The organism is Rosistilla oblonga, from assembly GCF_007751715.1.
Taxonomy (GTDB): Bacteria; Planctomycetota; Planctomycetia; order Pirellulales; family Pirellulaceae; genus Rosistilla; species Rosistilla oblonga.
The window spans coordinates 232,592-258,603 of record NZ_CP036292.1; the positions used below are offsets into that span (position 1 = coordinate 232,592).

Below are 26,012 nucleotides of genomic sequence, written 5' to 3' on the forward strand. Positions count from 1 at the left end.
ACCAACAAAGGCAAACCCATGGCAACAAAACAACAGATCAGTGGAGAGTGGAATTCGATTCAAGGAGCCGTCAAAGAGAAGTACGGCCAGATCACCGACGATGAACTTCGCGAAGTCGAAGGGGAGAAGGAGCAGTTGATCGGCCTGATTCAACAGAAGGTTGGCGCGGCGCGAGCGGAGGTCGAGTCGTTTGTGAACAAGATCTATCAGGAGTGCGGCGAAAGTTGTTCGCATCTGTCGGATCGTGCGGCCAACTATGCCGAAGCGACGGGCCAGCGGCTCCGCGAAGGCTACGACCAATCGACGCGAGCTGTCGCCCGGCGTCCGATGGAATCGATCGTGACCGCATTTGGTGTCGGGGTGCTGGCTGGCGTCGCGATCGGATATTCGCTGGCCGCCGACCGCTACCGCGAACCGACCTGGCGCGACCGCTTGATGAACCGCTAACCCGCACCGGCGTGCGGCTGCTTCCGTCGTTCCAATTCACTCATTCATACAGGACCTCAATCTCATGTCTACTGGAAATCGAACTCAACAACGAAACGCGTCGAGTAACGAAGTAAATCGCCAAGTCGAAGGAGCCGCGCATTCGGCGGCTGAAAGTATTCAGGAGTATGGCAGCCATTACGTTGCCGAACCCGCCAAGGACATCTTCGGGCTGTTGAGCGATTACGCCAAAGACCGCCCCGACGTGATGGCGGTCTGGTCCTTCGGTCTGGGCGTCGTGGTCGGATGGAAACTGCGCGGCTAGCCCCAAACGCTCGCGGCAAATTTTGATGCCCCGCTTTTCCAAGCTGTTGGATGCGGGGCCGGTTTGCGTCGGCTGACGCAGACATGACCGATGGGAAACGACGTGACCAGGGAGTCATCAACAGGTGAACGAACAACCAACAGATCGAACGAATTCTGAACCGCCAGCGAACTGGAAGGGGCTGTTTTCGGTTCGCGTTTGCGCGATCATGTTGGTCTTGTACGCTCTGTATTACGCGCGGTCGCTGGTCATCCCCGTGGTGACGGCGATCGTTTTGTACCTGACACTGCGGCCGATCATTCGTCACGGGCAGCGGATCGGAATCCCTTCGACAGTCAGCGCCGTCGGGATCATCGCGGGGATCGCTCTGACGCTGGGGCTGGGAACCTACCTGGTTATCGAGCCAGCAAAGGCGACGATTGCCGAAGCCCCGCAGCATCTTAGCGTCGTCAAAGAGAAGCTCTCCTTTATCACCGACCGACTGAAAGAGGTCGACAAAGCGACCGAAGAGCTTGCCGACGCGGAGGAGGAAACGGCTGGCAAACCGAAGGAAGAACAACCGGTGCCGGTCGAGATCAAGCAGCCGACGTGGACCAGCGGTTGGTCCTACCTCAGCGGCACCGGCAACCTCGTCTCGTTCCTGACGATCTGCATCGCGATGCTCTACTTCCTGCTGGCCAACGGCGATAACCTGTTGCGCAGCATCATGCATTCGCTGCCCAACTTCACCGCCAGGCGGAAGCTTGTCGAAGTGATCCAGAAGGTGCAGGAGGGGCTGGGCAGTTACCTCGCCAAGATCTCCACGATCAATGCCTGTCTGGGAATGAGCGTCGGGATCGCGATGTGGGTGCTTGGCATGCCGTCGCCGGTGCTCTGGGGTGCGATGGCGTTTGCCTTCAATTTCATCCCGATCCTCGGCGCGATCACCGGCGGCGCGATCATCTTCGTAGTCGCGTTGGTCAGCTTCGAAGCGACCTATTATGCATTTTTTGTAGCTGCGACGTTTCTGACGCTCACCTCGTTGGAAGGCCAGTTCATCACTCCGGCGATACTCGGGCGATCGATGAGCATGAGTCCGGTGCTGGTCTTTCTGTCGATCGTCGTATGGGGCTGGATGTGGGGCGTGATGGGCGTATTTTTGAGCGTGCCGATGTTGATCGCAGCTCGCATGGCCTGCGAAGGTTACGAGGGACTGGGGCCGTTGGCGATGATCCTTGGTGCCGAGGTGCCCGAATCGAAGTCGGCCTCTGCAAGCGGACGCGGCGGGTCGGATTCGACCGCCGACAATCCACCCGCCCCACAAACCTATCTGAACATCGTGCAACCATCGGTCGCCGGCTCCGAGAACCAATGACCGCGCTGGAGTCGAGGATTTATCCGACACACTCCCCATCGCGCTGGAGTCGAGGCTTCAGCCGACTCGCTCCCCGACGCGCTGGAGTCGAGGATTCATCCGACACACTCACCGTCGCGCTGGAGTCAAGGATTTATCCGACACACTCCCCGACGCGCTGGAGTCAAAGGCTTCAGCCGACACACTCCCCATCCATCTCAGCTCGACGTCTTCGCCGACTGCCGGTATTTGCTCGGCTGAACTCCGACCACGTTTTTGAACGCCACCGAGAGGTATTCGTCGTGGCGGTATCCGGTGCGGCGAGCGATCTCGGCGAGCGAGAGATCGGTCTGCACCAACAGTTGCTTGACGCGATCGATCCTCAGTCGCGTGATCTCTTCGTGCGGCGACCGCCCCAAGATTTTGACGAACCGTTTTTCGAGCACTCGCCGCGAAACGGGGACTTCGTTCAACACGTCGACAACTTTGATTCCGTCGCAAGCGTGCTCGCGGATAAAACGGACCGCCGCGGCGACATCGGGATCGTCGGTCGCGAGGATGTCGGTCGATTGGCGAGTCTGGATCCCCAGCGGTTCCAGTAAAACCTTCTCCGCCCCGATCGTGTCGCCCGCCATCATCCGGTCCAGCATCGCCGCGGCTTCGTATCCGGTCCGCCGCGTGTTGCAACTGACGCTCGAAAGCGGCGGGTCGGCGAGGTCGCACAACAAGCGGTCGTTGTCGACACCAAGGACGGCGATCTGTTCGGGAACGGCGATGTTCAGCTCGCGGCAGACGTCCAGCAATTGCTGCGCTTTGATGTCGTAACAGGCAAAGATTCCGATCGGATGCGGCAGTTGTTTCACCCATTGGGCGAGCCGCGCCCGTTCGCTGTTCCACGAATATTCGGGATCGTGGCGGGGGATCGAATCGTACTGGTAATAGGTTCCGCCGGCCTGCTGGACGTATTGCTCAAAGGCTTGTTGCCGCCACTGCGACCAATTGAATCCCGAATCGCCACAGAAGGCGAGGTGCCGGAAGCCTCGCTCGACAAGATGTTCGACGGCGATCCGAGCGATCGCATCGTCGTCGGTTTCGACCCAGGGGACGCCGGGCAGGTGGCGAGCCGCGCTGACATCGACGACTGGGCACTGGGTGCGCCGAATCGCTTGAGCGATCTCGTCGGTCTCGATCCGAGCGATGATGCCATCTCCCTGCCAACGCTGCAGCCAGTCGGGCGGCCGCGCTCCGCGTTCCTGCTCCGGCAACACCAGCGACCAGCGTTGATGTTGCTGGATGTAATCGATGATGCCAGCCAAGACGCCGCGGGCGTAGGCGTTGGATGTTTCGACTAGCAGAGCCACCGAGCGACGCTGTTGCACAATCTTCATGGCTTCCGTTGGATTCCGTAGGTCCGCTGAGCAGTGATCGAGCCGAGGACCCATTATGCCAGCTAACTCTTTCGGGGGTGCGAGTGTTCGGTGAAAAAACTCAAATGTTGTGCGCACAAGCTCATGGCTTGAAATCCGGTACGGCCGATAATGTTTCCGTCGGTTGCGGTTTGTTGCCGCCCAGCTGCCGTTGTCGGAAACGTCGGCTGCCCAATGAGTGGACCGAAATCTAAGATGTGCGACAGGTAGAGCTGGATGAACGGAAAAGTAAACGGGGCGATGATTGGGCTGGGGTTTGGAGCTGAGTTTTTGCCGATCTATGCGGCGCATCCTCAGGCGAACATCGGGGCGATCTGCCGCCGCAACGCCGCCGAGCTGGAGAAGACGGGGAATCAGTTCGGGATCGAAAAGCGATACACCGACTACGATGCGGTCCTCGCCGATCCCGAGATCGATTTTGTCCACATCAACAGCCCGATCCCCGACCACGCCTGGATGACGCTCAAGGCTTTGGATGCCGGTAAGCATGTGATGTGCACCGTTCCGATGGCGACGACGATCGAGGATTGCCAGAAGATCGTCGAGAAGGTCAAAGCGACGGGGCTCAAATACATGATGGCCGAAACGGTTGTCTACAGCCGCGAGTATCTGTTCATTAAAGAGATGTTCACTAAGGGAGAGCTGGGGAAGATCCAGCACCTGGCCGCGTCGCATCCGCAAGATATGGACGGCTGGCCCAGCTATTGGGAACAGATGATCCCGATGCATTACGCTACGCATGCGGTCAGCCCCTGTCTGGGCTTGGTCGATGGATTGGCGGAATACGTCAGTTGCTTCGGTTCGGGAACGGTTCGCGACGACATCGCGGAGAAATCGGGGAACAAGTTCGCCGTCGAAAGTTGTCACATCAAGGTCAAGGATAGCGATCTGACGGCGCACATCTGGCGGTTCCTATACGATGTCGCTCGGCAGTACCGCGAGAGTTTCGATGTCTACGGAACGAAGAAGAGTTTTGAGTGGACGCTTGTGGAGAACGAACCGCACGTGCTTCATACCGCCAAGAAACCGGAGCCGGAGATTGCGGAGAAGGTGGAGGTGCCCGATTATGCCCATCTGTTACCCGCCGAGATTCAGAAGTTCACTCAACCGGCGGAGATCCACGATTCCGAACACCTCTCCTTTATTCAAGGTGGCGGTCACGGCGGTTCACATCCGCACTTGGTGCACGAGTTCGTCTCGGCATTAAAAGAGGATCGCGATCCGATGCCCAACGCGGTGACCAGCGCTAACTGGACCTGCGTCGGAATCTGTGCGCATCAATCGGCGCTTCGCGGCGGTGAGATCGTTCGCCTGCCCGAGTTCACATTGGGCTAAGTCGTCGCCCATGTTCCCGTTGCAGATAGTCGCCTTTCGCTCCGCGAAAGTGCGCTCGCCCTAAGCGTCTCTACAGAGCTTCAAGGCAAAACTTGTTCGTGCTCCTCTTCTGTTAGTTGAATAAACGCTATGCCTCGCTCTCGAACACAAAACTCCGCAACGGTCCTCTTCGTTTTATTCGCCTGCCTCGTCACGGCAGCGGGCAATCGTCCTGCTGCCGCGGCGGAACCGTTGCGGTTGTTGTTTATGGGAGACAACGGGCACCATCGTCCCGCAGCGCGATTCCTCGAACTGGCGACCGCGCTCCAGCCGCGAGGGATCTCGCTGCAGTACACCGATCGGATGGACGATCTCAACCCCGATACACTTGCTGGGTATGACGGGTTGGTGCTGTACGCAAACATCGACAAAATCGAAGACGATCAAGCCGCGGCGGTGTTGGATTTTGTCGCTTCGGGGAAAGGCTTCATTCCGCTGCACTGCGCCACCTATTGTTGGCGGAACCATCCCGAGATGATCGCGCTGATGGGAGCTCAGTTTCAACGCCACGGCGGCCGCGTTTTCTCAACTGAGATCGCCGCGCCACAGCATCCGGTGATGCAGGGCTTCGGCGGCTTCACCAGCTGGGACGAGACCTATATCCATCACCTGCACAATGAAAAAGATCGCACGGTGTTGGAGTATCGGGCCGAGGGAGAGCAGGCCGACGGAAAGCAGCGGGAACCGTGGACGTGGGTTCGCACGCATGGCAAGGGCCGCGTTTTTTATACAGCTTGGGGGCACGATCAACGGACGTTTGATCAGCCGGGATTTCACAACTTGGTCGAGCGAGGAATCCGTTGGGCCTGCGGCAGCGATCCAGGCGAAGTCCCCGCGTTTGTGTCGGCCGATCGATTTCCTGTGCCAACAATGACGACGATGCCTCGCGATCGCAAGCCGTTCGAATTTGTCGACGTTGGCCCGAAGATCCCCGATTACACGCCAAGCGAAAAGTGGGGCGTGCAGGCGGAGAATCAAACGTTGATGCAGCAACCGCTGTCGCCCGAGGAGTCGATCAAACATTTTGTCACGCCCGAGGGAATGGCGGTTCGCCGCTACGCCGACGAACGCGACTTTCAAGCCAAACCGATCGCGATGGCGTGGGATGAACGAGGCCGGTTGTGGGTTTGCGAGACCGTCGATTATCCCAACGAACTGGGACGCAAGCGAGATCGAATCCGGATCTGCGAGGATACCGATGGCGATCAGGTCGCCGACAAATTTATCCTGTTCGCCGAAGGCTTGAGCGTACCGACGGCGATCGCGATCGTCCGCGGCGGAGCTGTCGTGCAGGATGGTGCCGAAACGGTTTACTTGAAAGATACCGATGAAGACGACGTCGCCGATCAGCGAACCGTTTTGATCAGCGATTGGAATCTACGCGATACGCACGGCGGCGTCAGCAATTTCCGCTACGGATTGGACAACTGGATCTGGGCGATGCAGGGGTACAACAACAGTGCGCCGAAGGTGGGCGATGAATCGGCTCAGGCGTTTCGGATGGGATTTTGGCGGTTCAAGCTGTCGCAAACCGATCCGCCTCGAGTGACCGATCTGGAGTTTGTGCGTTCGACCGACAACAACACTTGGGGGCTGGGGATCAGCGAAGAGGGGCTGATCTTCGGTTCGACGGCCAATCGCAATCCAAGCGTCTTTATGCCGATCGCTAACCGCTATTACGAGAGCGTTCGCGGTTGGGCTCCGCCCGGCTTGGGGAGCATCGCCGACACGCATCGCTTCGCCCCGATCACTAAAAACGTTCGGCAGGTCGATCATCACGGCGGCTACACCGCAGGTGCCGGGCACGCGTTGTATACGGCGCGGGCGTTTCCGCAGCCTTGGTGGAACAAGACGGCTTTTGTTTGTGGCCCCACCGGGCACTTGGTCGGCACGTTTGTGCTGCGTCGCGATGGCGCCGGATACACGTCGACAAGTCCCTGCAATCTGTTGGCCAGCGACGATCAATGGTCGGCTCCCATCATGGCAGAAGTTGGCCCCGACGGCGCTGTTTGGGTGATCGATTGGTACAACTATATCGTCCAACACAATCCAACCCCTAAGGGTTTTACAACGGGGAAAGGGGCTGCGTACGAAAGCGATCTGCGCGATAAGAAACACGGCCGGATCTACCGCGTCGTTCCCACCGACGGGCAGACCGATCGGACACATGCCTTCACCAGCCTCGCCGATGCTACCGATGTTCAACTGGTTGAAACGCTCCGGCACCCGTCGTTTCCTTGGCGTTTGCAGTCGCAGCGTCTGCTGATCGAGCGGCAGAGCGAGGGCGTTTTGCAACCGCTGCTGGCCCTGCTCGCCGACTCAAGCGTCGATTCGATTGGACTGAACGTCGCGGCGATCCATGCGCTGCACACATTGCAGGGATTGGGTTACATCCGATTGGACGAGCGTCTGCTCGCGTCGGGTAGCGTCCGCCGTGGGCTGCAGGAGGCGTTGGGACATCCGTCGCCGGGAGTCCGCCGCAATGCGCTGGCGGTGCTGCCACACGATTCGCATGGGCTCGAACTAGTGATGGCCAGTAGGTCGCTGCTGGAAGACGCCGATCTGCAGGTGCGGTTGCAAGCGATCTTGACCCTCGCGGACATGCCGCCGTCATCGCAGGCGGGAGAACTGGTGGCCGAGTTGGCCCAGGCGACGACCGATCGCTTGTTGTTGGAAGCGCTCACGTCGGCTGCCGCTAGGCATAACAACGGATATTTGGCGGCAGTGTTGGCGTCGACGACTCAAGTTGCGCCAGCGAACTTGCAGATTGCAGCACGTGTTGCCGAGCATGTGGCACGCGGCCGTCCCGATGCCGAACAATTGCAGTCGCTGTTGGCGGGTGTCGCCGGTTCGTCGCATCCGGCGCTGGTCGATGCGGTTCTCGATGGGCTGATCCGCGGCGTTCCTCGCGACTTTGCATTGAAGTCGTCGCCGGCGTTGGATGCTGCGTTGGTCGCGGCGTTTGAAAAGTCGCCAGCCACTGCGAAAAACAAACTGATTCGACTGGCGCTGCAGTGCCGTACCAACGCGCTCGATTCCCATCTGGCCGCGACGGTGCTGTCGCTGACAAACCTAGTCGCCAACATGCAGGCGACCGATGCGGCGCGTGTCGCTGCGGCGAAGGAGTTGGTTGGGTTTCGCAGCGATGATGTTGAGGTTGTCGAAGAGATCCTCGACCAGATCACGCCTCAGACGCCGCCGGGATTGGCGACGTCGTTTCTGCAAGCGGTGCAGGGGAGCAAGTCGGATGTGGCGGGAGAGGCGATCGTCGACGCGGTTGCTGCGCTGACGCCGGGGCTGAAATCCGATGCGATCTCGGCTCTGCTGAGTCGCCCGGCCTGGGCCCGTTCGCTGTTGGACGGGATCGAATCGCGAGCGGTCGAACTGTCCGATCTCTCGCTGGAACAGAAGCAATCGCTGGGGGCGTTCCCCGATCCCGAGCTGAAGGCGCGGGCCGGCAAGCTGTTGGCGATGGGGGGCGGATTGCCCGATGCCGATCGCCAGGCTGTGCTCGATTCGCTGCATCATGTGACGCTGCAGAAAGGGGACGTCGACGCCGGGTTGGCTGTCTTTAAGAAGCATTGTGCCGCATGCCACGTGCACGGTGAAATCGGTAAGACGTTGGGGCCCAATCTGACCGGAATGGCAGTCCATCCCAAAGAGGAGTTGTTGACTCATATCATCGATCCCTCGCGGAGCGTCGAGGGGAACTTTCGGATGTACACCGTGCTGACGGCCGATGGGCGTGTCGTCAACGGAATGTTGGCGGGCGAGAGTCGCACCAGTCTGACGTTGATCGATTCGACGGCAAAAGAGCTCAGCATCCAACGCGAAGATATCGATGAACTTGTCGCTTCGCGGAAATCGGTGATGCCCGAAGGGTTCGAGAAACAGATCGGCGAAGTGGAGTTTACCGACCTGTTGGAGTTTCTCACGAACAAAGGGAAGTTTGTTCCGGTGCCGTTGGATCGTTACGCGACGGCGATCAGCACGCGGCCGCTGTTCTCAAAGACCAGCGACAAGAACTCGCCCGATCGGATGATCTTTGCCGATTGGCAACCGAAGATGTTTGCTGACGTTCCGTTTGTGCTGGTCGATCCGCAGGGAGCGACCAGGCCCAACATCATCTTGTTAAACGGACCACACGGAACGCTGCCGCCATCGATGCCACGCTCGGTCTCCATTGCCTGTAACACCGCGGCAAAGAAGATCCATCTGTTGGGCGGCGTCGGCGGATATTCATTCCCCTATGATCGCCAGCAGACGGTTTCGATGATCGTGCGATTGAAGTATGCCGACGGGCTGGTGGAAGAGCATCCGTTGGTCAACGGGATTCATATCGCCGACTACATTCGCCGCGTCGATGTTTCCAAAAGTGAGTTTGCGTTTGCACTTCGCGGTCAACAGATTCGCTATCTCGCGATCGTGCCCAAGCGTGACGATACGATCGAAACGATCGAACTTCGCAAGGGGCCCGATGGTTCGGCGCCGATCGTGATGGCGGTGACTGTCGAGCGGTGACAACGCGTGCGATAGAAGGTTCGGTCGCATCGACGCGAGGCTATTTCGCGTCGGCCATCGCTTCTAATTGCGTCAGCGAACGACTCTGTTCCTTCTCCAGGAAGGTTCGTCCGTATTTGACGTTCACATGATCCCAGGGGAGTTTGTCGGTCAGTCCGTATTGCGTGTGGACCTGTTGGTCGATGTCGATTCCCGCGTCGGCGATCGCGTCCCACCAACGCTGGGCGTCCATGTGTTCGGTCCAGCCGTCCATCCGCGCGCCGCGTTGCCAGGCGAGTTCGATCGCTTTGCCGGTGCGGCGATCTCCGCGGCTGAGCACGCCTTCCAGCAGGCTGGTGTCGATGTCGTGGCACTTGATGTTGATGCTGCGGATCTTCCGGCGGCTCCACAGATATTTGTGCGCCCATTGGAAATATTCGCGTCGCTGCATGCCGTTCCATTGATAGGGCGTGTGCGACTTGGGGACAAAGTTCGAGACGCTGGCGGTGACTCGCACATAGCGGCCTTTGACCTCTTTGCCGATCCCCGCGATGTGTTCGGCCATGTCGACGATCCCGTCGAGATCGACAGGCCGCTCGCCCGGCAAGCCGCACATGAAATAGAGTTTGACGCTGTCGAAGCCGTTCTCGAACGCGTTGCGACATCCGGCGAAGAGGTCTTCGTTTTTGATCTTCTTGCGAATCTGTTCCCGCATGTCGTCGCGGGCGACTTCCGGGGCGAGCGTCAGCGATCCGCGGCGTTCGGATCCGATCAGGGCAGGGAGAGTTCGCAGCGTTTCGTTGACACGCAGGCTGGGGACGCTGATGTTCACGCCCAGCGGCCGGAAGACTTCGTGCAGTCGTTTGACTAGCTCTTCGAAGTGCGGGTAATCGCTCGACGACAGCGACAGGATGCTGATCTCGTTGAATCCGGTGTTGCGATACGATTCCATCGCCGCGTTGATGATCGTATCGACGCTGCGGATTCGCAGCGGTCGCTTGATCACGGTGCTCTGGCAGAACCGGCATTGCCAGGGACATCCGCGCATGATTTCGATCGCGATCCGATCGTGGACGCATTCGACGTAGGGGACGATTGGGCTGGTCGGCAGCGGGATCCCTTCGAGATCGCGGATCACGCTCGGTTCGATCGTCTCGGGGACATCGTTTCGCGTGCGATTGAGTGCGACGACGCGGCCGTCTTGATATTCGGGTTCGTAGAAGCGGGGGACGTAAGCAAACGGCAACTCGGCGGCGATCTTCTGCAGCGCATCGGCGCGTTGCTGCACACCGGCGGCTCCTTCAGCGAATCCTGCGGCGCGGGCTTGCTCTCGCAGCTCCAGCCACATGTCGCAGATCATCGGCAGCGCCGGTTCGCCATCGCCGGTGACAAACAGGTCGATGAAATCGGCCATCGGTTCGGGGTTTTGGCAGCAGGGGCCGCCGGCAAGGACCAACGGATCGGCCATCGTGCGATCGGTTGCGTGCAGCGGAATGCCCGCCAGATCGAGCATCGTCAGGACGTTGGGGCTGCTGACTTCGTATTGCAGCGAGATCCCAAAGACATCGAAATCGGAGACCGCGGTAAACGTTTCCAAGCTGTACAGCGGCACGTTGTGTTCGCGCAGCTGTGCTTCCATGTCTTGCCACGGACAGAACGCGCGTTCCGCCACCCAGTCGTCGCGGCGGTTCATCAGGGAGTAGAGGACCTGCAGCCCGTGGTGGCTCATCCCGATCGTGTAGGCGTCGGGGAACGCGAGGCAGATTTTTCCTTTGACAGTGCGGTGGTCCTTGACGATCGCATTGCGTTCGCCGCCAAGGTATTGTGAAGGCATCGACACCTTATGCAGGATACGGCTTTCGACAAATTGCTTCCGTTGGCTATTGATCATCGTTGTCTGTCTTTCGGATGAGATCACGTCTGAATCGCAGAAACTGGCAATCTTTGGCTGGCCTCCCCTTGCCGATGCCCCTTGCCCCTCCCTAATTTGTCAGATATCCCCATGCCCTTGCAAGAGACGAATCGATGAGCGACTTTGAGACCGTTGGAAAAGTAGAAGATTTTGAAGATGGCAAAGGCCAAGCGATTCCGGTCAACGGACGGATGGTCGCCGTCTTTCGCGTGGGAGAGGAGTTCTACGCGATCGACGACCTCTGTCCCCACATGGGCGCATCGTTAGCCGAAGGGCACGTCGACGATGAGAAGGGAGTCACCTGTCCCTGGCACGCGTGGCGGTTCTGCATCAAAGACGGCACCTGGTGCGACAACCCCAAAGTCAAGACCGAAGCCTTTGAAGTCCGCGTCGTCGACGGCGAAGTCCAAGTCCTCGTCTCCGACGACTGATCGAACCCGTCGCGCTTCACAACGCCACGCCGCATCAGCCGCGGAGTGGCGATCGCATAGAGCCTGGTGCGCAAGCCCCGGGCCGGATTACATTTCCCGGACCTGCAACCGGTAGATGACGACTTCGCCGTACGCGTCGTCGGCGTCACCTTTGCTCGGATTCGACTGAGTGTAGCAGCCGGCTTTGAAGTAGCATCCAGCCTTCGATACCTGCCAATCCATCTTCAGCTCCTCTTCGTACCAAACCTTCACGCGCCCGCCGCCGGCTTGGATCTTTACGTCAAAAGGCGTTCCCAGTTGGTACTTGCGTTCGAGCATCACCGTATCCAACGCATTGCGTTCGATGAACAGCTTTGTTCCTTCCAGCCGGATCATGATCAGATCGTCTTGGGCGTCGTGGATCTGAGCGCAGACGACGTGCTTCTTTTTCGCGGGCGTCTTCGTGATCGCGACGCGCATCGTCATCGTATGGAGCGTTTGCCCGGCGGTGCTCCAGTCGGCATCTTCTCGGCCGCGATCGGTCATCTGCCGCAGTTCGCTGCGAGGGAATTTTGAACCCCTTGTTGTGGCGCCGCCACAATGGGCGCGAAAGACGATCCCGTCGCCCCCCTCGTTGACGAAGAAGTGTCGCGGATCGACAAACGTCTTGAGCTCGGGCGAAACGATCTCGTCGGCTCCGCCCGAATCATCGGCGTCGATGGGGAGTGTCAGTTTCCAGTTCGATAGATCCAGAAGCTTTGCCGGCGGGTCGGCATCCACCAGCGAAACGGGGATCGCCAGAGCGAGAAACATTACAGCAAATTGGAGCATGGTGGGGTCCAGTTAACAGTCGGTAGGGCCGGGGCTCGCGTTGGCGCCGGTGTCGTCTCCGCGTAGAGCGTAATTGTAATGCGGCGCGAGTCGTGAGAGAGATAGCGTTTTCGGTGTTTGATCTGTTTCGGAACCCAAGCCATTGGGTAGGGCCGGCCCCTTTGGGCCTCGTGCGTGTGTTGTTCGCGGCCGATTTCCCAGGGCGTTGCCCTGGGCTGGCGTATCGCCGCCCCTTTGGGCCTGATGAGACGCGAAACAATCGCTCATGTTTTGGCTTCGATGCACAGCGGGCCAATCGTTCGGTTTCGTTGCCCGATCGAATCGAGTGTTCTACGCCCCAACGGGGGCGGCCCTATGTCAGCCCAGGGCAACGCCCTGGGACTCGATGTCGGAAACGTTTCGGCTACCGTCTTCGATCCCGTCGGGATGTCGGTGGCAAGATCGTTTTCAAAATAGAGGGGCGCTGATGTATTTCACGCCCGGACAAACGACTGCACCCAATGAAAAATACCCTGAGCGGGACTCGAACCCTAGCGGAAATCGTTGTTCAAACGGCGCGGAATCGGATAACACCCCATTATCCACCCCACCGATTTTCCAAGTCACCGATCCGGTGGAAGCTGAATTGCTGGCGCTCTGCCGGTCGCTGGGACCTACAGGACGGAATGAGCTATTGATGGTTGCCGCGAGGAAGGGGGGCTGCAAAGCTAGTTTTGCTCTAGTCCTTCCTTCAATAAGTTCTTGTCAAGCGACTTATCTTCGGCAACGTCACTGGTAGCTTCGGTAACGGTATCGAGGAGTTTGACTTGCTTCATTGGCACGTTAGCTAGCTTCGTGGCCGACGTGACTGATGGTACAGCTGCGAAGAAATCCACTGGCGAATAAGTTTCCTCCGTAGGATGCCGTTCATCCCGGTGTTGCATCGAGGCGAGTGAGGTCTCACTCTCGCCTTGAAAACTAGCCATAGCTGCGCTGCGGTTCAGTTGATTTATGACCCGCAAGGCATCGAGGGCAGAAACGTAACCATCTCCTGAAGTGTCGGGGAATCTTATCGATCCGGAGAGTTCACTACCGTTGGGAACCTCAATTGCCGACGAACCAGAATGCCGGCCTAATAGGTTAATGATTTGCAATGCGTCCAGTGCCGTGACTCCGTTCTTCGCGTTTACGTCGTTTGGTTCAACAGTGTTTTGCCACGGCGAGATCAGCTGAACTTCAACTGGTAGCTTTCCGCTCTGACCTTCCTGGTTGATCGCGTGATCTCTGGCGACACTCACAAAACGATAAGACTTGCCGAAAGTTCCAACGTAAATTGATTCTTGCGCACTCGTTGCAGTGAGCCAAGGTACCATGGGGCCGTCGTCTTCCGCGACAAAGATATCGAACGAGCGAATTCCAGTGCCGGCGTTATCGTCCAACCCCGACCAAGTAACCGTGATCTCTCGTGAGTCCTGTGTCTCGGATGGGAGTTCGATAACGCTGGTCGGTGCCGTCTCATCATCAGAAAACTGTCCCCATGCGAGTTGGAGCGTCGTTGCTCCAGGACCGCTCGTGCTGGCAATGTTACCCTCGGAATCTAGAACAAGGATTTTGCTTACCGTAAACGGGCCATCGATTCGTTGATCCAGGATGTCACTTGCATCAAAGGCTAAATCGATCGTGGTGTCGCCAGGGACTAGGGGCAGGCGTTGATAGGTGTCCGCGATGGATTGCCCGTTGGGGCCCGTTAAGATAGCGGCGAAGGAGTACTCCCCAGCGTCTCGGATCTCCGCCTGCAACGAAAATGTGATTTCAGGTTCGCTCGTTTCGGTTTCACTCGAACTGTTCTGTCCAAAGTCTCCAAGGGAAGTCGATTGGATTAGAACTGGAAATTCGGGGAAAAGTCGTTCGTCAGGCAGCGCGGAAGACGTTAGGCTGCGAACGAAATCCAACTCATTGCCTTGGTCGTCTTGGACGCGAATGTTTCGGACTTCAAACCCCATCTCTTCCTCGCCGAAACTGCGAGAAAACGATTCGAATCGAAGCGAAAGTTGATCGTCCTCGCTGGAGACGGTTTTTTCTTGTGAAGAATAACCAACGGCGTTCCCGTCGCTGTCATACAAAAATGCAGTCACCGTCACGTCTCTCGGTTGCTCGCCCGTGACGTTTAGGGTCAATGTCGCATCGACATAGATGCCAGCGGGTGTGATGACACCTTCAAGATCGTTGAGTTGCCCGATGGATAGATCGTCGGTCTCGCGGAATTCGACATAGTTGTAAGACTTTGTTGTGTAGTCGACTTGGGAGGGGGGGGCGTTCTCGGCGCTAACCGATGAAATGCCGCGTAGTTGAAGTGATCCGTCAATTCGTTGCGTTTTCAGCAGGTGACCAGAGATTTCAAACTCAACGGTGTTGATGCCCGGTTCTAATTCGCCGCTAGACTCGGCGAAATAGGTATTGCCGTGTTCGTCTTCGAATCGAGCGTTGATGAAATAGGTTCCCGCAGTAGTCGCCTCGACTTCGCCAGAAACCACAAGCGTCTTTTCGCCTTCATCGTTGTCGCGAATCTGGTCATCCGTGAATCCAACGAACTCGAAATTTGCGAACTCAGCATCGGAGATGAATTGGAAGGCAGGTTGAGTATTGCGCCTGGGATTCGCTTCGTCGGCACTGTTGTTAGGCTGGTAGTTGACTACTTCATCAATGAGGCCGAGGCTTGCCAGATCTGCAAAGTATTCTTCATCGCTGCCATCCGACGTGTTGAAACCGTAAGCTGCTAGGCTATCTGGATTATATGAATCAAATCCGTACCGCTCGTATTTTATCTCAAGGAAGTCAGGGACCTGATCGCAATCGGAATCTGGGGCTGCATCGACACCTACAAAACAACTGCCAGGGACTCCGTCATTTGGGATTGGGTACGTGTCGCGCAAGTAGTCGTGAGCGCGTTCGTGAGCCAATGTGCTTTCAACGGCATCGATCCCCTCTGAAACGACTTCGCTTCTGGTCGGACTGCTATCCGGCGTTTCGAAGGTCCAGTAGCTTACGGTCTTCGATAGGGCAGCGTGGTCATACAGAATGATCTCTCTGTTTGATGGAACGTAACTGCCGTAGAGTGTGCCAGGAAATGATAGTGCAGGGCCACCATACAAATATGTCAACGTTCCGTCGTTTGCCCCATGCTCTCGGTGACTTGTCGCTCCATCTTGGTCTTCAGACCAATATTGGAACCAGTTCTTGATGCCATCTCCGTCATCGTCTCCAAATTTTTCAAAGAAGATGTCCAGCGGATCAGATTGTTGCTGGTCTAGGTGATGCCCTGTTGCGAGCCCTGTATCCTCGGAGTTCAGTGTTACAGTGAATGAGTTTCCCGTGCCATAATGTTCTGAGGCTGGGTAGACAAGCGTGCAAAAAATGGCATCGCCGTCTTCAATAAGTCCCTCTTCTATCAAAGCGAGACGACAGTTTTCATCGGTCGAATCGCTGTCGACTTGGATCGGTAGACTGAGCGACTGCGATTCGCCTGCTTCAAAATCCAGATCAAAATAGGCCTGGCTTTCAAATCCGCTTTCTTGGGTTGTTATGGCAGCGAGCCAAAGTGGTTGTTGTGTTGTCGGTTGGTGGCTCAGCGAGTGGCCGTCAGAGCCATCGATTGTTGGCTTCGGAAAAGCCGGAATTGCATGGAGGGACTTGATCGCGGGAGGAGTCGGCTCGGGAAGCGACCCATTGAGCGTCATGCTTACCGAGACATCTGCATCCGCGTTAAAGTCTCCGTGATAGACGCCAGCTGATTCCGACATCGCCCACTGGAACGCGGCTTGGACGGCTGCTGTCCCCAGCTCTGAATAGCGAACTCCGTCGACTTCAATTGTTGTGACGTTCGTTCCAGGGGCAATGTTGATCGGGTAGGACGATGCGCCTGAGCTGTTAGAAACGTCTTCGTTTGTGAACGGGAGGCTGATGGAAACACCACTGCCGTCGGCTTCTCTGCAGGTGCCGGTCCAAGGATAGCCCGGCGTGGTATAACAGTGGCTTGTGTTTCCTTCCCGTGTGATTTCAACGTCGATCGAGCCCTCCAGCTTGTGGATTAACGCAGGGTCAATTCTCGCAAAGATAGTGACTTCGGACGACGCAAGCTCAACGTTCTTGAAGAAGGGGCCGCCCGAGCCACCGCCAAGATAATCGATGGTTCCGTTGACGGTTACCTGAAAGCTCCGGTCGCTGGTGGCGCTGCCGGACGCACTGTAAAACAGTTCGCCCGTGGCCGTTCCGGGCGTTGGGACATTTTGCACCTGCGATGTAAACTCAAGGTCAACAGACTCGGCAAGTTCTTCGCTTTCAGTGCTAAGAATCCGCGATTCGCCAACGCCGAAATCAAATTGCTCTTCGAGCTTCCCGTTCGCAGAGAAGAGGAACAGCGGGAGATTCTCCGCATCCAAGCACAGTCGCGATTCGAGAACCTCGAAGGAGAAGGACAGGCGTAACTTAGAGCTAGGCCGCCGGTTCTTCAGATGAATTGGCTTGCGATTCATGTTGACCCCTTAGGAAAGTGTGGCAAGGTAGCTAAATGCTACATTGGGTGGGGCTGGCTCTCTAGCGGGGGATGATCGATGTCGTTCCGTATCGGATTTCCTTGACTGGCGCAGAGTGGTTCCGGCTCGAACGGCAGACGCACCAAGGCCGGTTGGTTAAGAGCGGTTGTCTGAAGCTTTGCTATGGGGACCGCGAGCAAACGCCAGCAGGACGGCACAGGCGGTAACGTCAAGAAGTTATGTAGAGCACCGCTATCGTTGCCTGGGCATGTCGGCGCACTGAGGTCGTTGTTAGCGAACGAATTGCACTTTGCGTCCGATATCCGCTACCGTCGGGGGCCTGCAGTTTCAACGACGAAGTCCATCTAAACTAACGGCTGATTTAAAGTCCCAGCAGGGACGACGGCGACTGGCCAATCAACATCAGCCGCCGGCGTTTTCTTGGGGGGCGATTCCGCGAAACACGCAAGTCGAGAAAGCACGCCAACCCGATGAAGATGAAAAAGTACCCTGAGCGGGACTCGAACCCACGACCTACGCTTTAGGAAAGCGTTGCTCTATCCAACTGAGCTACCAGGGCGGTTGATGGGGCTGATTATCGCTTCCCTTGCGGCGTTGGTAAACGGTGCCTGAGGATGAATTTCCAAATCGTTGTGGGCGATCGAGAGAAGGGTTTAGGCTAGAATTGAGGCTGCAAATCGGTGGCGTTCGGCTGCTGCCGACCGCTCGATCCTCGCTCGATCCTCGCTGGATGCCCGCCATGTCTCCGCTTCGAATCGCCTACTCTTTCTGCCTGGGGATGCTGCTGTTCGCATCGCCCGCATCGGCTCGCACCTGGACCGATAGCACGGGAGCTTACAAGATCGAAGCTGATTTTGTTGGCTTCGACGGCTCGATCGTGCAACTGAAAAAGGCTGATGGTTCGATCTCGCGGCTGCCGATCGCTCGATTGAGCCACCGCGATCAGGTGTGGGTTCGCGCGGAGATGAAACGGCAGACCATGCCGACCGATAAACCGGCAGCTTCGGCAGCGGAGGGACTGGCGTCGACCGATTGGCCCGGGTGGCGCGGTCCGCAGCGCGATGGGATCTCGCGCGAACAGGGGCTGCTGAAAGAATGGCCCAGCGGCGGCCCGCCTCTTCTGTGGTCCTCGCGTGGACTCGGCAACGGGTTTTCTTCTTTGGCGATCGCCGGCGACAAGATCTATACGATGGGAAAGAAAGCGGGGCAGGTTCAGCTGGTCTGCGCTAGCCGCGACGACGGGACGGTGATCTGGGAAACGCCGGTCGGCGACGGCAGCGATCCCAATTGTACGCCGACGTTGGATGTCGAAGCCGGTCTGGTCTACGGACTCTCGCATGCAGGAGACTTGCTGTGCGCGTCGGCCAGCGACGGCGCGGTCGTTTGGCGAAAGAACTTTCCGAATGATTTCGGCGGCCGGATGATGTCGATGTGGGGCTACAGCGAATCGCCGTTGATCGATGGCGATCGACTGATCTGCACTCCCGGCAGCGATCGAGCGGTGATGGCAGCTCTCGATAAAAAGACAGGGGATGTGATCTGGCAGACGCCGATGCAAGAGGGAACGGCGGGGTATGCGTCGCCGGTGATCAGCCACGCCGGTGGGATCAAACAGTATGTGAATCTGGTCGGCAAAGGATTGATCGGCATCCGCGCCGCCGATGGCGAGCCGTTGTGGCATTACCCTCGCGTTGCGAACACCACAGCCAATGTGCCGACACCACTTGTCGACGGGAATTTTGTCTTCTGTTCCAGCGGGTATGGCGACGGCGGCAGCGCGCTGTTGGAACTGAAGAAGCAGGGGCGGACGATCCGGTATCGCGAGGTCTATTATAAGGACAACCGCACGCTGCAGAATCATCACGGCGGGATGATCCTGATCGATGGCAAGATCTACATGGGGCATGGCCACAACCAGGGCTTTCCCCGCTGTGTCGATCTGCGCAGCGGACGGACGGTCTGGGGCGAAGGGCAACGCGGGCCGGGCAAAGGTTCGGCGGCGATCGTGGCGGCCGATGGGCATCTGGTCTTTCGCTACGAAGATGGCGTCGTGGCCTTGATCGAAGCGAATCCCGGCGGCTACCAATTAAAGGGAGAGTTCAAGCCGGCGTCGGTCAACGGCAAAGCTTGGGCGCATCCGGTGATCGCGGGCAAACGGTTGTATCTGCGCGATCAAGACGAACTGCACTGTTACGACATCGGTGCGGGATCATGATTAGAGAAAGGGTGGATGGAAAGGTGCGGGGTTTCAGGCAGGGAAAAGACCGAAGCGATCGCATCGGTATGGGAGCATAAAGGGATGGATGGAAAGGAAGCGACGGCCAGCGGCGTCTGGCGGATCTTGGACGCGTCGTGGAATCGGGCCAGCGAAGGGCTGCGGACGATCGAGGAGTACGCGCGATTTGTGCTCGGCGATCCGCAGTTGTCCGAACAGCTGAAACAGCTGCGCCATCAGACAGCTACCGCAGCGGAGGGCTTGCCGCGTTCGCAGCTGTTGGCCGCTCGCGACACGCCCGGCGATGTCGGCACCGCGATCGAAACGCCTACCGAAACCGAGCGCGTCGACGCGTTAGCGGTGGCGATCGCCGCTGCGGCTCGCGTGCAACAATCGCTGCGTTGCCTGGAGGAGTACGGCAAGATTGTCGACAGCGGGATCGGCCGCGCGTTCGAAGCCTGCCGCTACCGCTCGTACACGCTGTTTGCGACGCTGGAACAATTGAGTCAACGGCGCGATCGGTTGGCCGATTGCCAGTTGTATGTGCTTGTCGACGGCGGCGATTCGATCGAAGCGATGACTGCTACGATCGCAGAGCTTGCGGAGGCGGGAGCGGATTTGATCCAGTTGCGCGATAAGCGATTGAACGATCGCGAACTATATGAACACGCCGCGGCGGCAGCGGCGACGCTGAGGCCCAGCCGCTGTCTGTTTATCGTCAACGATCGCCCCGACATCGCGGCGGCGGTGCATGCCGACGGCGTGCACGTTGGCCAAGACGAACTGCCCGCCACGGTTGTTCGTCAGATCATCGGTCCGGAAAGATTGTTGGGGGTGTCGACGCACTGCGTGGCTCAGGTCGAGCAAGCGGTTTCCGACGGAGCCGACTACATCGGTTGCGGACCGACGTTCCCATCGGGGACGAAGTCGTTCGAAGCGTTTCCGGGAACCGAATTCTTACGCGATGCAGCGGCAACGACAACTCTGCCCGCTTTTGCGATTGGCGGGATCGGGGCGGAGAACCTGGAATATGTGCTCGACGCCGGATTCTCGCGCGTTGCGGTGGCGGGAGCGATCACGCGGAGCGAGTCGCCATCGGCGATGGTGGCGGAACTGAAACAACGGCTGCTGCGGCAGGATGAATCAACGAACAGGTGAACGTGTCGATGAAATTTTCTAGTCAAGGAACTGTCGGTCTGTTGTCGGCGATGCTGTTGTTGTTGGTTGTCGGCATCGGAGTCGCCGCGTCCGGTCCCGCCGCGGATGAAGCGGGGATCGAAAGCACGCAGTGCACGATCGAGTGCAAGGATGTGGGGGAGAGCAGTGGTGTGGCGGCGTCGTGGCGGCACGAGGGGATCTTGTGGACGCATAACGATTCGGGCGATTCGCCGCGATTGTTTGCGATGGATCAGCAGGGACGTCATCGCCAGGAGGTCGAGATCTCCGGCGCCAAGCATGTCGATTGGGAGGACATCGCGTCGTATGAGTTGGACGGCCGGCCGCAATTGCTGATCGCCGATGTCGGCGACAACGGGCGGCGGCGAAAAGAAGTCGTCTGCTATCGCGTGAACGAACCGAAGCTGGGGAACAAGCGGATCAAGGTCGACCAGATCTGGCGGATCCAATATCCCGACGGGCCGCGCGATTGCGAAGCGGTGGCTGTCGATGTGCAGGAGCGGGTGATCCTATTGGCGTCCAAGGTGAGAAATTTTGCGGCGGACGTTTATAGCGTTCCGTTGGAGACGGGGGAGAAGGATGCGAAGGTGATGGCAACGCGCGTGGGAACGATCGCGATGCCGATGATCACCGCGATGGATATCGATCCGCGCGATGGGCGGATCGTGGTCGCATCGTATGTCGACGCGATGATCTTTCCCCGGAAGCAGGTTGCTGGCGGCGGGAAGACCGATTGGGAAGCGACCTTCGCTCAAACGCCGACGCTGTTGCGGACGCCTTGGCGTCGCCAGGGGGAAGCGATCTGCTTCGACCGCCACGACGATGCTGTCTGGCTGACGAGCGAAAAGAAGCCGGCGCCGCTGATCCGCGTCGCGGTCCCTCGCTAGTGAGCGGCAGTTAAAAGACAACGGTCCTCGCTTAAACACAATGCCGTTCAACGAAGCGTAGTGGACGAGGCTACGAGTCCTGTTGCATGCATCAGACAAAATCGCTGGGACTCGTAACTTCGTCCACAACATCCCGCCGCTAATTCTTGCGACGGACCGAGGCTCCTTCGTTGCGCGACTGAGTACGAGCACGATGATTGAATCGTGCGTTCGGCGATCTAGCTGTCCAGTCGCCGCTTCGTCCAGTCCGCCGGTGCCCGTCAATTGCGACGGCGGCTAGGATTGTGAATATTCAAAGGTGACGGGTTCGCGACCAACGTCAGTTAACCTACCTTCAGCACGCGGTTTATCCACGGATTTGCTTGCCGCCACCCGACCAATCCAACGAGCGCAACGATGTCCCAATACGAAGTCGAACTGAAATTTCCGGTCGCCGATCTGGCGGCGCTTCGCAGGCAATTGATCGATCGCGGCGCGCGGCCGCTGGGGATCCAGCAGCATCGCGATACCTATTACAACCATCCCTGCCGCGATTTTGCCGAGACGCACGAGGCGCTGCGGATCCGCCGCGTCGATGATCAGCCGATGATCACCTACAAAGGGGCCAAGCTGGATAGTCCGGTGAAGACGCGGATCGAGCTGGAGTGGGCGTTGGGAGCTGGCGACGTCGACGGTTCGAACACCGAAGCGATGTTGGTTCATCTGGGATTCCGCCGCGTGGCCGAGGTCGCTAAGCAGCGAGAGTCGTTTGCGGTTCAGCCGGAGGCGCCGTCGAGCGAGTTGACGGTGACGTTGGACGATGTTCAGCGAGTCGGCACGTATGCGGAGATCGAATGCATCGCCGAGGCCGACGGGATCGAGCGGGCTCAGGAATATGTGCAAGCGTTTGCCGAATCGTTGGGCTTGCAGAATCCCGAAAAACGAAGCTATCTGCGGATGCTGCTGCAGGCCGATGGCTAGGCCCGCTCGCGGCGGATCGTCGTCGCATTCGAGGATCGCACGTGGCAAACCGCCACACATCGCAAGCGATCCCCCTTTGTTCGTTTCGGCTGCCGCGGTTTAAACTGCAAGTTGTTCCGCAGATCGGTGGCCCATCGTGCCGCCGCCGCGTTGCGATCTGCCGCGACGCTGCATTTCAGTTCTCACAGCCCAGGAATCGGTCATCTCCGAGCTCATCGAAAGCTCTCCCGCCAGCAACGACGACGCGGACGTTCCCGATCGGGAATCGCCCGTCGAGGATCGCGTGCCCGCCGCGGCGTCGAAGAACTTCATCGTATTGATGCTGTATCAGGTGGTCTTGCGGGTCGGTTGGATCTTCAAGACCGAGAGCGTGATCATGCCGGCGGTGTTGGACTTTTTGGGAGGCAGCGGGATGCTGCGCGGCTTGCTGCCGCCGATCAACCGAGTCTGCCAAAGCTTGCCGGCGCTATTGATGGCCGGGCAGATGCAGATGGCTCCACGGAAGAAGAGCTGGTTGTGCGTTTGCACGGTGTTGATGGCGATCTGTTTTGCGTTGCTAGCGGTCGGGTTCTGCTTGCTGGATGCGCATCCCGTCACGCTGCAGGTCTTTTTCATCGCCATCTACGCGATCTTCTTTGTCGCGACGGGGATGACGCAGGTGCTGTTTCATACGCTGCAGGGCAAGTTGATTCCGGTGGGAGATCGTGGTCGTTTGCTGTTGGTGACAAATGTCGTTGGCGTGACGGCGGCGGTCGGGGCTGTTTGGATCTGCATGCCAGCTTGGGTAACGGCTGAAGGAGTCGAATTCCATTGGTTGTTTGCCACATCGTCGATCGCGTTTTTCGTCGCCGCAGCGATCGCTTGGTGCGTCGACGAACCGGCGGTGATCAGCGAAGCGCCCGAAGCGGTTCAGGGAATACGGGCGCGGTATGCGGAAGCTGTCTTGCCGTTTCGCGACGACCCCAATTTTCGACGGCTCGCAATCGCAGCGGCTCTGTTTGGTTCGACGATCATGTTGTTCCCGCACTACCAATCGCTTGGCCGCGGCGGATTGCTGGGGGGCGATTTTCGCAGCCTGATGTTGTGGTTGATCGTGCAGAATCTGGGGACCGCCGCGTTCAGTATGGTCGTCGGTCCGTTAGCCGATCGTCGCGGCAATCGGATCGCGCTGCGGTTGGGATTGATCGGTGTGACCGCGGCGCCGTTGTTGGCGATCGGGTTGGTTTGGACCGAGATCGCGTGGGCGTTTCCGATCGTGTTTGTGTTGGTTGGGCTGACGCCGGTGTTGCTGCGATTGTTTATGAATTACACCTTGGAAGTCGCCCCGACCGACAAGCATCCGTCGTATCTGGCGGCGATCAGCGTCGCCACGGGATTGCCGGTGCTCTGTTCTCCGGTTGTTGGAATGATGATCGATCGGGTAGGTTTTTCGCCGGTATTTGTGGCGATTTCGCTGTGTGGCGTCGCAGCGTGGTGGATTTCGGGGCGACTGGAAGAGCCACGTTGTTCGCAGAGCAACCGAAAGCGATGATGGTCGTCGTTGGAACCGCGAGAGCGATCGCATGTGGCGGTCGTTCGAACGATCGGACTCTTAGGAAATTGAGATCATGAAGGTGGTATGGGGATGTTAGCCGAGCCGGGACGAACAGCTTACGACGTGAACTTTGGACTGCTTGGGTTTCCCGTTCGAATCTCGATCGGGTTCTGGATCATGGCGCTTGTTTTTGGGTACGACCTCGTCACTCAACTGGCCCAATTGTTTCCGGGCAGCCGGGGTCCATTGTTGCTGTTGTGGATCTTGTCGGTCTTCGTATCGATCTTGGTTCACGAGCTTGGACACGCCTTGGCGATGCGAGCGTGCGGGCAACATGCGTCGATTGTGCTGTATCACTTTGGCGGCTTAGCGATTCCGCAAAACACGTTTGGCGCGGGGTTTTCCAAAAAAAACAACTCGAAAGCAGAAAAAATTTTTATCACCGCTGCGGGCCCGTTAGCTCAGTTAATGCTGGCGGGGATCGTGATCGCGGTCGCTAAGGCTCGCGGGTTTGAGATTTTGTTGATGCCCGAATTTCTCGCGTCGTTGCCGAGCTTGGCAGGGGGACAACCCATCGATTCCCCTGGTATGTTTGGCTTGGTAAATTTTTTGGTCTGGCCCAGCGTGATGTGGGCTCTGTTGAACCTGATCCCGGTGTATCCACTTGATGGAGGGCAGATTGCCAAGGAAATCATTGAGCTTTTTGGTGGAACCGCCTATCACGCGATCGTCTTGTCACTGGTTTGCGCGGTGCTGATGGCGGCCTGGGGAGTCACTTCGGGGCGATTGTTCATGACCCTGTTGTTTGTTTCGTTAGCGTACAGCAACTACGAGATGTTAACCGGCGGCGGTCCGCGACGCCGCTTCTGAACCGCTGGATCGTTGGCGATTCGCGTTTGGTGGACTCTGTTTTTTGTCTCTTCAGAGGCCGTGGAAACTGCGATTCCGACGCCCTGTTTTTGTGGAAAAGATGTTGCATTAACTTGCAATGTTCGTACAGTTACGCGACAGAACGCCAGTCGTGGACTGCGTTTAGCGTCTTGAACGGTCAAGGCGTATACACCATTACGGTGTTCAATTCGTCGGCGGGTGTGGCCGGTGTCGGGTGAACCATTCGACACAAGATCCCGCCGGGCATTCCCCAAGCGGAGGAAAACAGTGGCAAAGAAAAAAGCGACCAAGAAGAAGGTTACCAAGAAAGCGGTAGCGAAGAAGGCACCTGCCAAGAAGGCAACCGCCAAGAAGGCGCCTGCGAAGAAGAAGGCAGCTGTCAAAAAGGCTCCCGTGAAGAAGGCTGCTGCTAAGAAGGCGCCTGCGAAGAAGAAGACGACCACGAAGAAAGCCCCCGTAAAGAAGAAGGCTGTTGCTAAGAAGGCTCCTGTGAAGAAGGCTGCCGTCAAGAAGAAAGCAACCAAGAAGGCTGCCAAGAAGGCTGCCGTCAAGCGAAAGACCACCAAGAAGCGCTCTTAAGCCTCTCTCATCGTCGATCCATTCAAGACGCTGTTCCACGAAGATGTGGAACAGCGTTTTTTGTTTGCCCAGCGAAGCTGGCAAACCCAGTCGGTGCTTGTCACCGACCAAGCCCTGTTCATGGGGAATTGAATCCGATTCGCAAGGGTTCCGCCGGTGACTGCGGGTCTGAAGGAAGCGATAGGATGACGATGGAACGTAGCGAAAGCGAACCCGATTCGGCTGCCGGCGGGGGCGAGCGTGCAAAAAGTCGCGATGCCCGATACATGAACAGCCGCCGGAAGTGTTTGGGGACGTCATCATCGTCAGGGAGCCAGTGCAGTAACTGGGGAGACCTGACATTATCCGTGGCCGCGTTAGCTCCCCCAAAGGCGAAGCGTGAGAAGCCGGTAAGGTCGCTTCAAGTGGAAACACAAGAAGCGATCGATGTGGTGTCAGGAGTCAGATGAACCCGTAGTAGTGAATAAGTCGCGGCCCGTGAAAGCTGGTAACAGTCTGGAGGACAAAACCGTGGCGACGACGTGCAAAGCATCGGCGGTAACCGAAGCGAGTCACGCCGGACAGAGATGACTCAAAAGGTCATCACTGGATGCGAAGGGGTGAAGTTTTACTTGTGATTGGAGAGAACACCGAAAACGAGCAATCGGCAGCCGACACAATCCGAGAAGATCGAAGGTCTCGGGGAACGGTCCACAGTGGC

At 58.1% G+C, this 26,012-nt stretch carries 17 protein-coding genes and 1 tRNA gene; 13 read left to right on the forward strand and 5 right to left on the reverse strand.

Annotated features, from left to right (window positions below):
- Nucleotides 1–18: 18 nt before the first annotated feature.
- The 3 genes from CA51_RS00760 (at nt 19) to CA51_RS00770 (ending at nt 2,105) form a co-directional block, all read left to right on the forward strand.
- Nucleotides 19–447: a CsbD family protein gene (locus CA51_RS00760; protein WP_145117245.1), complete on the forward strand. Its 429-nt coding sequence runs from the start codon at nt 19–21 to the stop codon at nt 445–447.
- A 64-nt stretch (nt 448–511) separates the two neighbouring features.
- Nucleotides 512–751 (forward strand): hypothetical protein, encoded by a 240-nt coding sequence (locus CA51_RS00765; protein WP_145117246.1) that lies wholly within the window; start codon nt 512–514, stop codon nt 749–751.
- A gap of 124 nt (nt 752–875) precedes the next feature.
- Entirely contained in the window at nt 876–2,105 is a 1,230-nt protein-coding gene (locus tag CA51_RS00770) for an AI-2E family transporter (RefSeq protein WP_231745918.1), read from the forward strand.
- Nucleotides 2,106–2,302: 197 nt separating this feature from the next.
- Here CA51_RS00770 and CA51_RS00775 read toward each other — a convergent pair whose 3' ends face one another.
- Nucleotides 2,303–3,472 carry a XylR family transcriptional regulator gene (locus tag CA51_RS00775; protein ID WP_145117247.1) on the reverse strand — a complete coding sequence of 390 codons (1,170 nt, stop codon included), beginning with the start codon at nt 3,470–3,472 and terminating at the stop codon, nt 2,303–2,305.
- A gap of 255 nt (nt 3,473–3,727) precedes the next feature.
- On the opposite strand from CA51_RS00775, the gene CA51_RS00780 reads away from it, so the two are divergent.
- Nucleotides 3,728–4,846 carry a Gfo/Idh/MocA family protein gene (locus CA51_RS00780; protein WP_145089038.1) on the forward strand — a complete coding sequence of 373 codons (1,119 nt, stop codon included), beginning with the start codon at nt 3,728–3,730 and terminating at the stop codon, nt 4,844–4,846.
- 129 nt (nt 4,847–4,975) lie between these two features.
- A complete protein-coding gene (locus tag CA51_RS00785; RefSeq protein ID WP_145117248.1) occupies nt 4,976–9,406 on the forward strand; it encodes a PVC-type heme-binding CxxCH protein in 4,431 nt (1,476 codons plus the stop codon).
- A 40-nt stretch (nt 9,407–9,446) separates the two neighbouring features.
- Here the strand turns inward: CA51_RS00785 and CA51_RS00790 are convergent, their stop codons facing one another.
- On the reverse strand, nt 9,447–11,276 hold the full coding sequence (locus CA51_RS00790; RefSeq protein ID WP_145117249.1) for a TIGR03960 family B12-binding radical SAM protein: 1,830 nt from the start codon (nt 11,274–11,276) through the stop codon (nt 9,447–9,449).
- Nucleotides 11,277–11,410: 134 nt separating this feature from the next.
- Here CA51_RS00790 and nirD point away from each other — a divergent pair, with 134 nt between their 5' ends.
- Complete coding sequence (gene nirD, locus CA51_RS00795; RefSeq protein ID WP_145102120.1) at nt 11,411–11,728, forward strand: nitrite reductase small subunit NirD; 318 nt, start codon at nt 11,411–11,413, stop codon at nt 11,726–11,728.
- A gap of 87 nt (nt 11,729–11,815) precedes the next feature.
- Here the strand turns inward: nirD and CA51_RS00800 are convergent, their stop codons facing one another.
- The 3 genes from CA51_RS00800 to CA51_RS00810 all read right to left on the reverse strand — a co-directional run bounded on the left by CA51_RS00800 (nt 11,816) and on the right by CA51_RS00810 (nt 17,629).
- The gene (locus tag CA51_RS00800; protein ID WP_231745919.1) at nt 11,816–12,538 is read right to left on the reverse strand and encodes a polysaccharide lyase family 7 protein; all 723 of its coding nucleotides are present in this window, start codon (nt 12,536–12,538) and stop codon (nt 11,816–11,818) included.
- 707 nt (nt 12,539–13,245) lie between these two features.
- On the reverse strand, nt 13,246–17,049 hold the full coding sequence (locus CA51_RS00805; protein ID WP_145117250.1) for a dockerin type I domain-containing protein: 3,804 nt from the start codon (nt 17,047–17,049) through the stop codon (nt 13,246–13,248).
- A 506-nt stretch (nt 17,050–17,555) separates the two neighbouring features.
- Nucleotides 17,556–17,629, reverse strand: a tRNA-Arg gene (locus tag CA51_RS00810).
- A gap of 180 nt (nt 17,630–17,809) precedes the next feature.
- Between CA51_RS00810 and CA51_RS00815 the strand changes: the two genes are divergently transcribed.
- The 7 genes from CA51_RS00815 to CA51_RS00845 all read left to right on the forward strand — a co-directional run bounded on the left by CA51_RS00815 (nt 17,810) and on the right by CA51_RS00845 (nt 25,312).
- Nucleotides 17,810–19,285 (forward strand): outer membrane protein assembly factor BamB family protein, encoded by a 1,476-nt coding sequence (locus CA51_RS00815; RefSeq protein ID WP_197451498.1) that lies wholly within the window; start codon nt 17,810–17,812, stop codon nt 19,283–19,285.
- 84 nt (nt 19,286–19,369) lie between these two features.
- Nucleotides 19,370–20,443: a thiamine phosphate synthase gene (locus tag CA51_RS00820; RefSeq protein WP_145117252.1), complete on the forward strand. Its 1,074-nt coding sequence runs from the start codon at nt 19,370–19,372 to the stop codon at nt 20,441–20,443.
- Between the two features lie 8 nt (nt 20,444–20,451).
- Complete coding sequence (locus CA51_RS00825; RefSeq protein ID WP_145117253.1) at nt 20,452–21,348, forward strand: hypothetical protein; 897 nt, start codon at nt 20,452–20,454, stop codon at nt 21,346–21,348.
- A 396-nt stretch (nt 21,349–21,744) separates the two neighbouring features.
- On the forward strand, nt 21,745–22,308 hold the full coding sequence (cyaB, locus tag CA51_RS00830) for a class IV adenylate cyclase (protein ID WP_145117254.1): 564 nt from the start codon (nt 21,745–21,747) through the stop codon (nt 22,306–22,308).
- Nucleotides 22,309–22,444: 136 nt separating this feature from the next.
- The gene (locus CA51_RS00835; RefSeq protein ID WP_145117255.1) at nt 22,445–23,839 is read left to right on the forward strand and encodes an MFS transporter; all 1,395 of its coding nucleotides are present in this window, start codon (nt 22,445–22,447) and stop codon (nt 23,837–23,839) included.
- A gap of 93 nt (nt 23,840–23,932) precedes the next feature.
- The gene (locus CA51_RS00840; protein ID WP_197451499.1) at nt 23,933–24,712 is read left to right on the forward strand and encodes a metalloprotease; all 780 of its coding nucleotides are present in this window, start codon (nt 23,933–23,935) and stop codon (nt 24,710–24,712) included.
- Between the two features lie 288 nt (nt 24,713–25,000).
- Nucleotides 25,001–25,312 (forward strand): hypothetical protein, encoded by a 312-nt coding sequence (locus tag CA51_RS00845; protein ID WP_145117257.1) that lies wholly within the window; start codon nt 25,001–25,003, stop codon nt 25,310–25,312.
- Nucleotides 25,313–26,012: the final 700 nt, after the last annotated feature.

Coding starts and splice junctions, on each gene's coding strand:
- CA51_RS00760 (WP_145117245.1), top strand. CDS start 19: ATGGCAACAAAACAACAGATCAGTGGAGAGTGGAATTCGATTCAAGGA.
- CA51_RS00765 (WP_145117246.1), top strand. CDS start 512: ATGTCTACTGGAAATCGAACTCAACAACGAAACGCGTCGAGTAACGAA.
- CA51_RS00775 (WP_145117247.1), bottom strand. CDS start 3,472: ATGAAGATTGTGCAACAGCGTCGCTCGGTGGCTCTGCTAGTCGAAACA.
- CA51_RS00780 (WP_145089038.1), top strand. CDS start 3,728: ATGAACGGAAAAGTAAACGGGGCGATGATTGGGCTGGGGTTTGGAGCT.
- CA51_RS00785 (WP_145117248.1), top strand. CDS start 4,976: ATGCCTCGCTCTCGAACACAAAACTCCGCAACGGTCCTCTTCGTTTTA.
- CA51_RS00790 (WP_145117249.1), bottom strand. CDS start 11,276: ATGATCAATAGCCAACGGAAGCAATTTGTCGAAAGCCGTATCCTGCAT.
- nirD (WP_145102120.1), top strand. CDS start 11,411: ATGAGCGACTTTGAGACCGTTGGAAAAGTAGAAGATTTTGAAGATGGC.
- CA51_RS00800 (WP_231745919.1), bottom strand. CDS start 12,538: ATGCTCCAATTTGCTGTAATGTTTCTCGCTCTGGCGATCCCCGTTTCG.
- CA51_RS00805 (WP_145117250.1), bottom strand. CDS start 17,049: ATGAATCGCAAGCCAATTCATCTGAAGAACCGGCGGCCTAGCTCTAAG.
- CA51_RS00815 (WP_197451498.1), top strand. CDS start 17,810: ATGTCTCCGCTTCGAATCGCCTACTCTTTCTGCCTGGGGATGCTGCTG.
- CA51_RS00820 (WP_145117252.1), top strand. CDS start 19,370: ATGGATGGAAAGGAAGCGACGGCCAGCGGCGTCTGGCGGATCTTGGAC.
- CA51_RS00825 (WP_145117253.1), top strand. CDS start 20,452: ATGAAATTTTCTAGTCAAGGAACTGTCGGTCTGTTGTCGGCGATGCTG.
- cyaB (WP_145117254.1), top strand. CDS start 21,745: ATGTCCCAATACGAAGTCGAACTGAAATTTCCGGTCGCCGATCTGGCG.
- CA51_RS00840 (WP_197451499.1), top strand. CDS start 23,933: ATGTTAGCCGAGCCGGGACGAACAGCTTACGACGTGAACTTTGGACTG.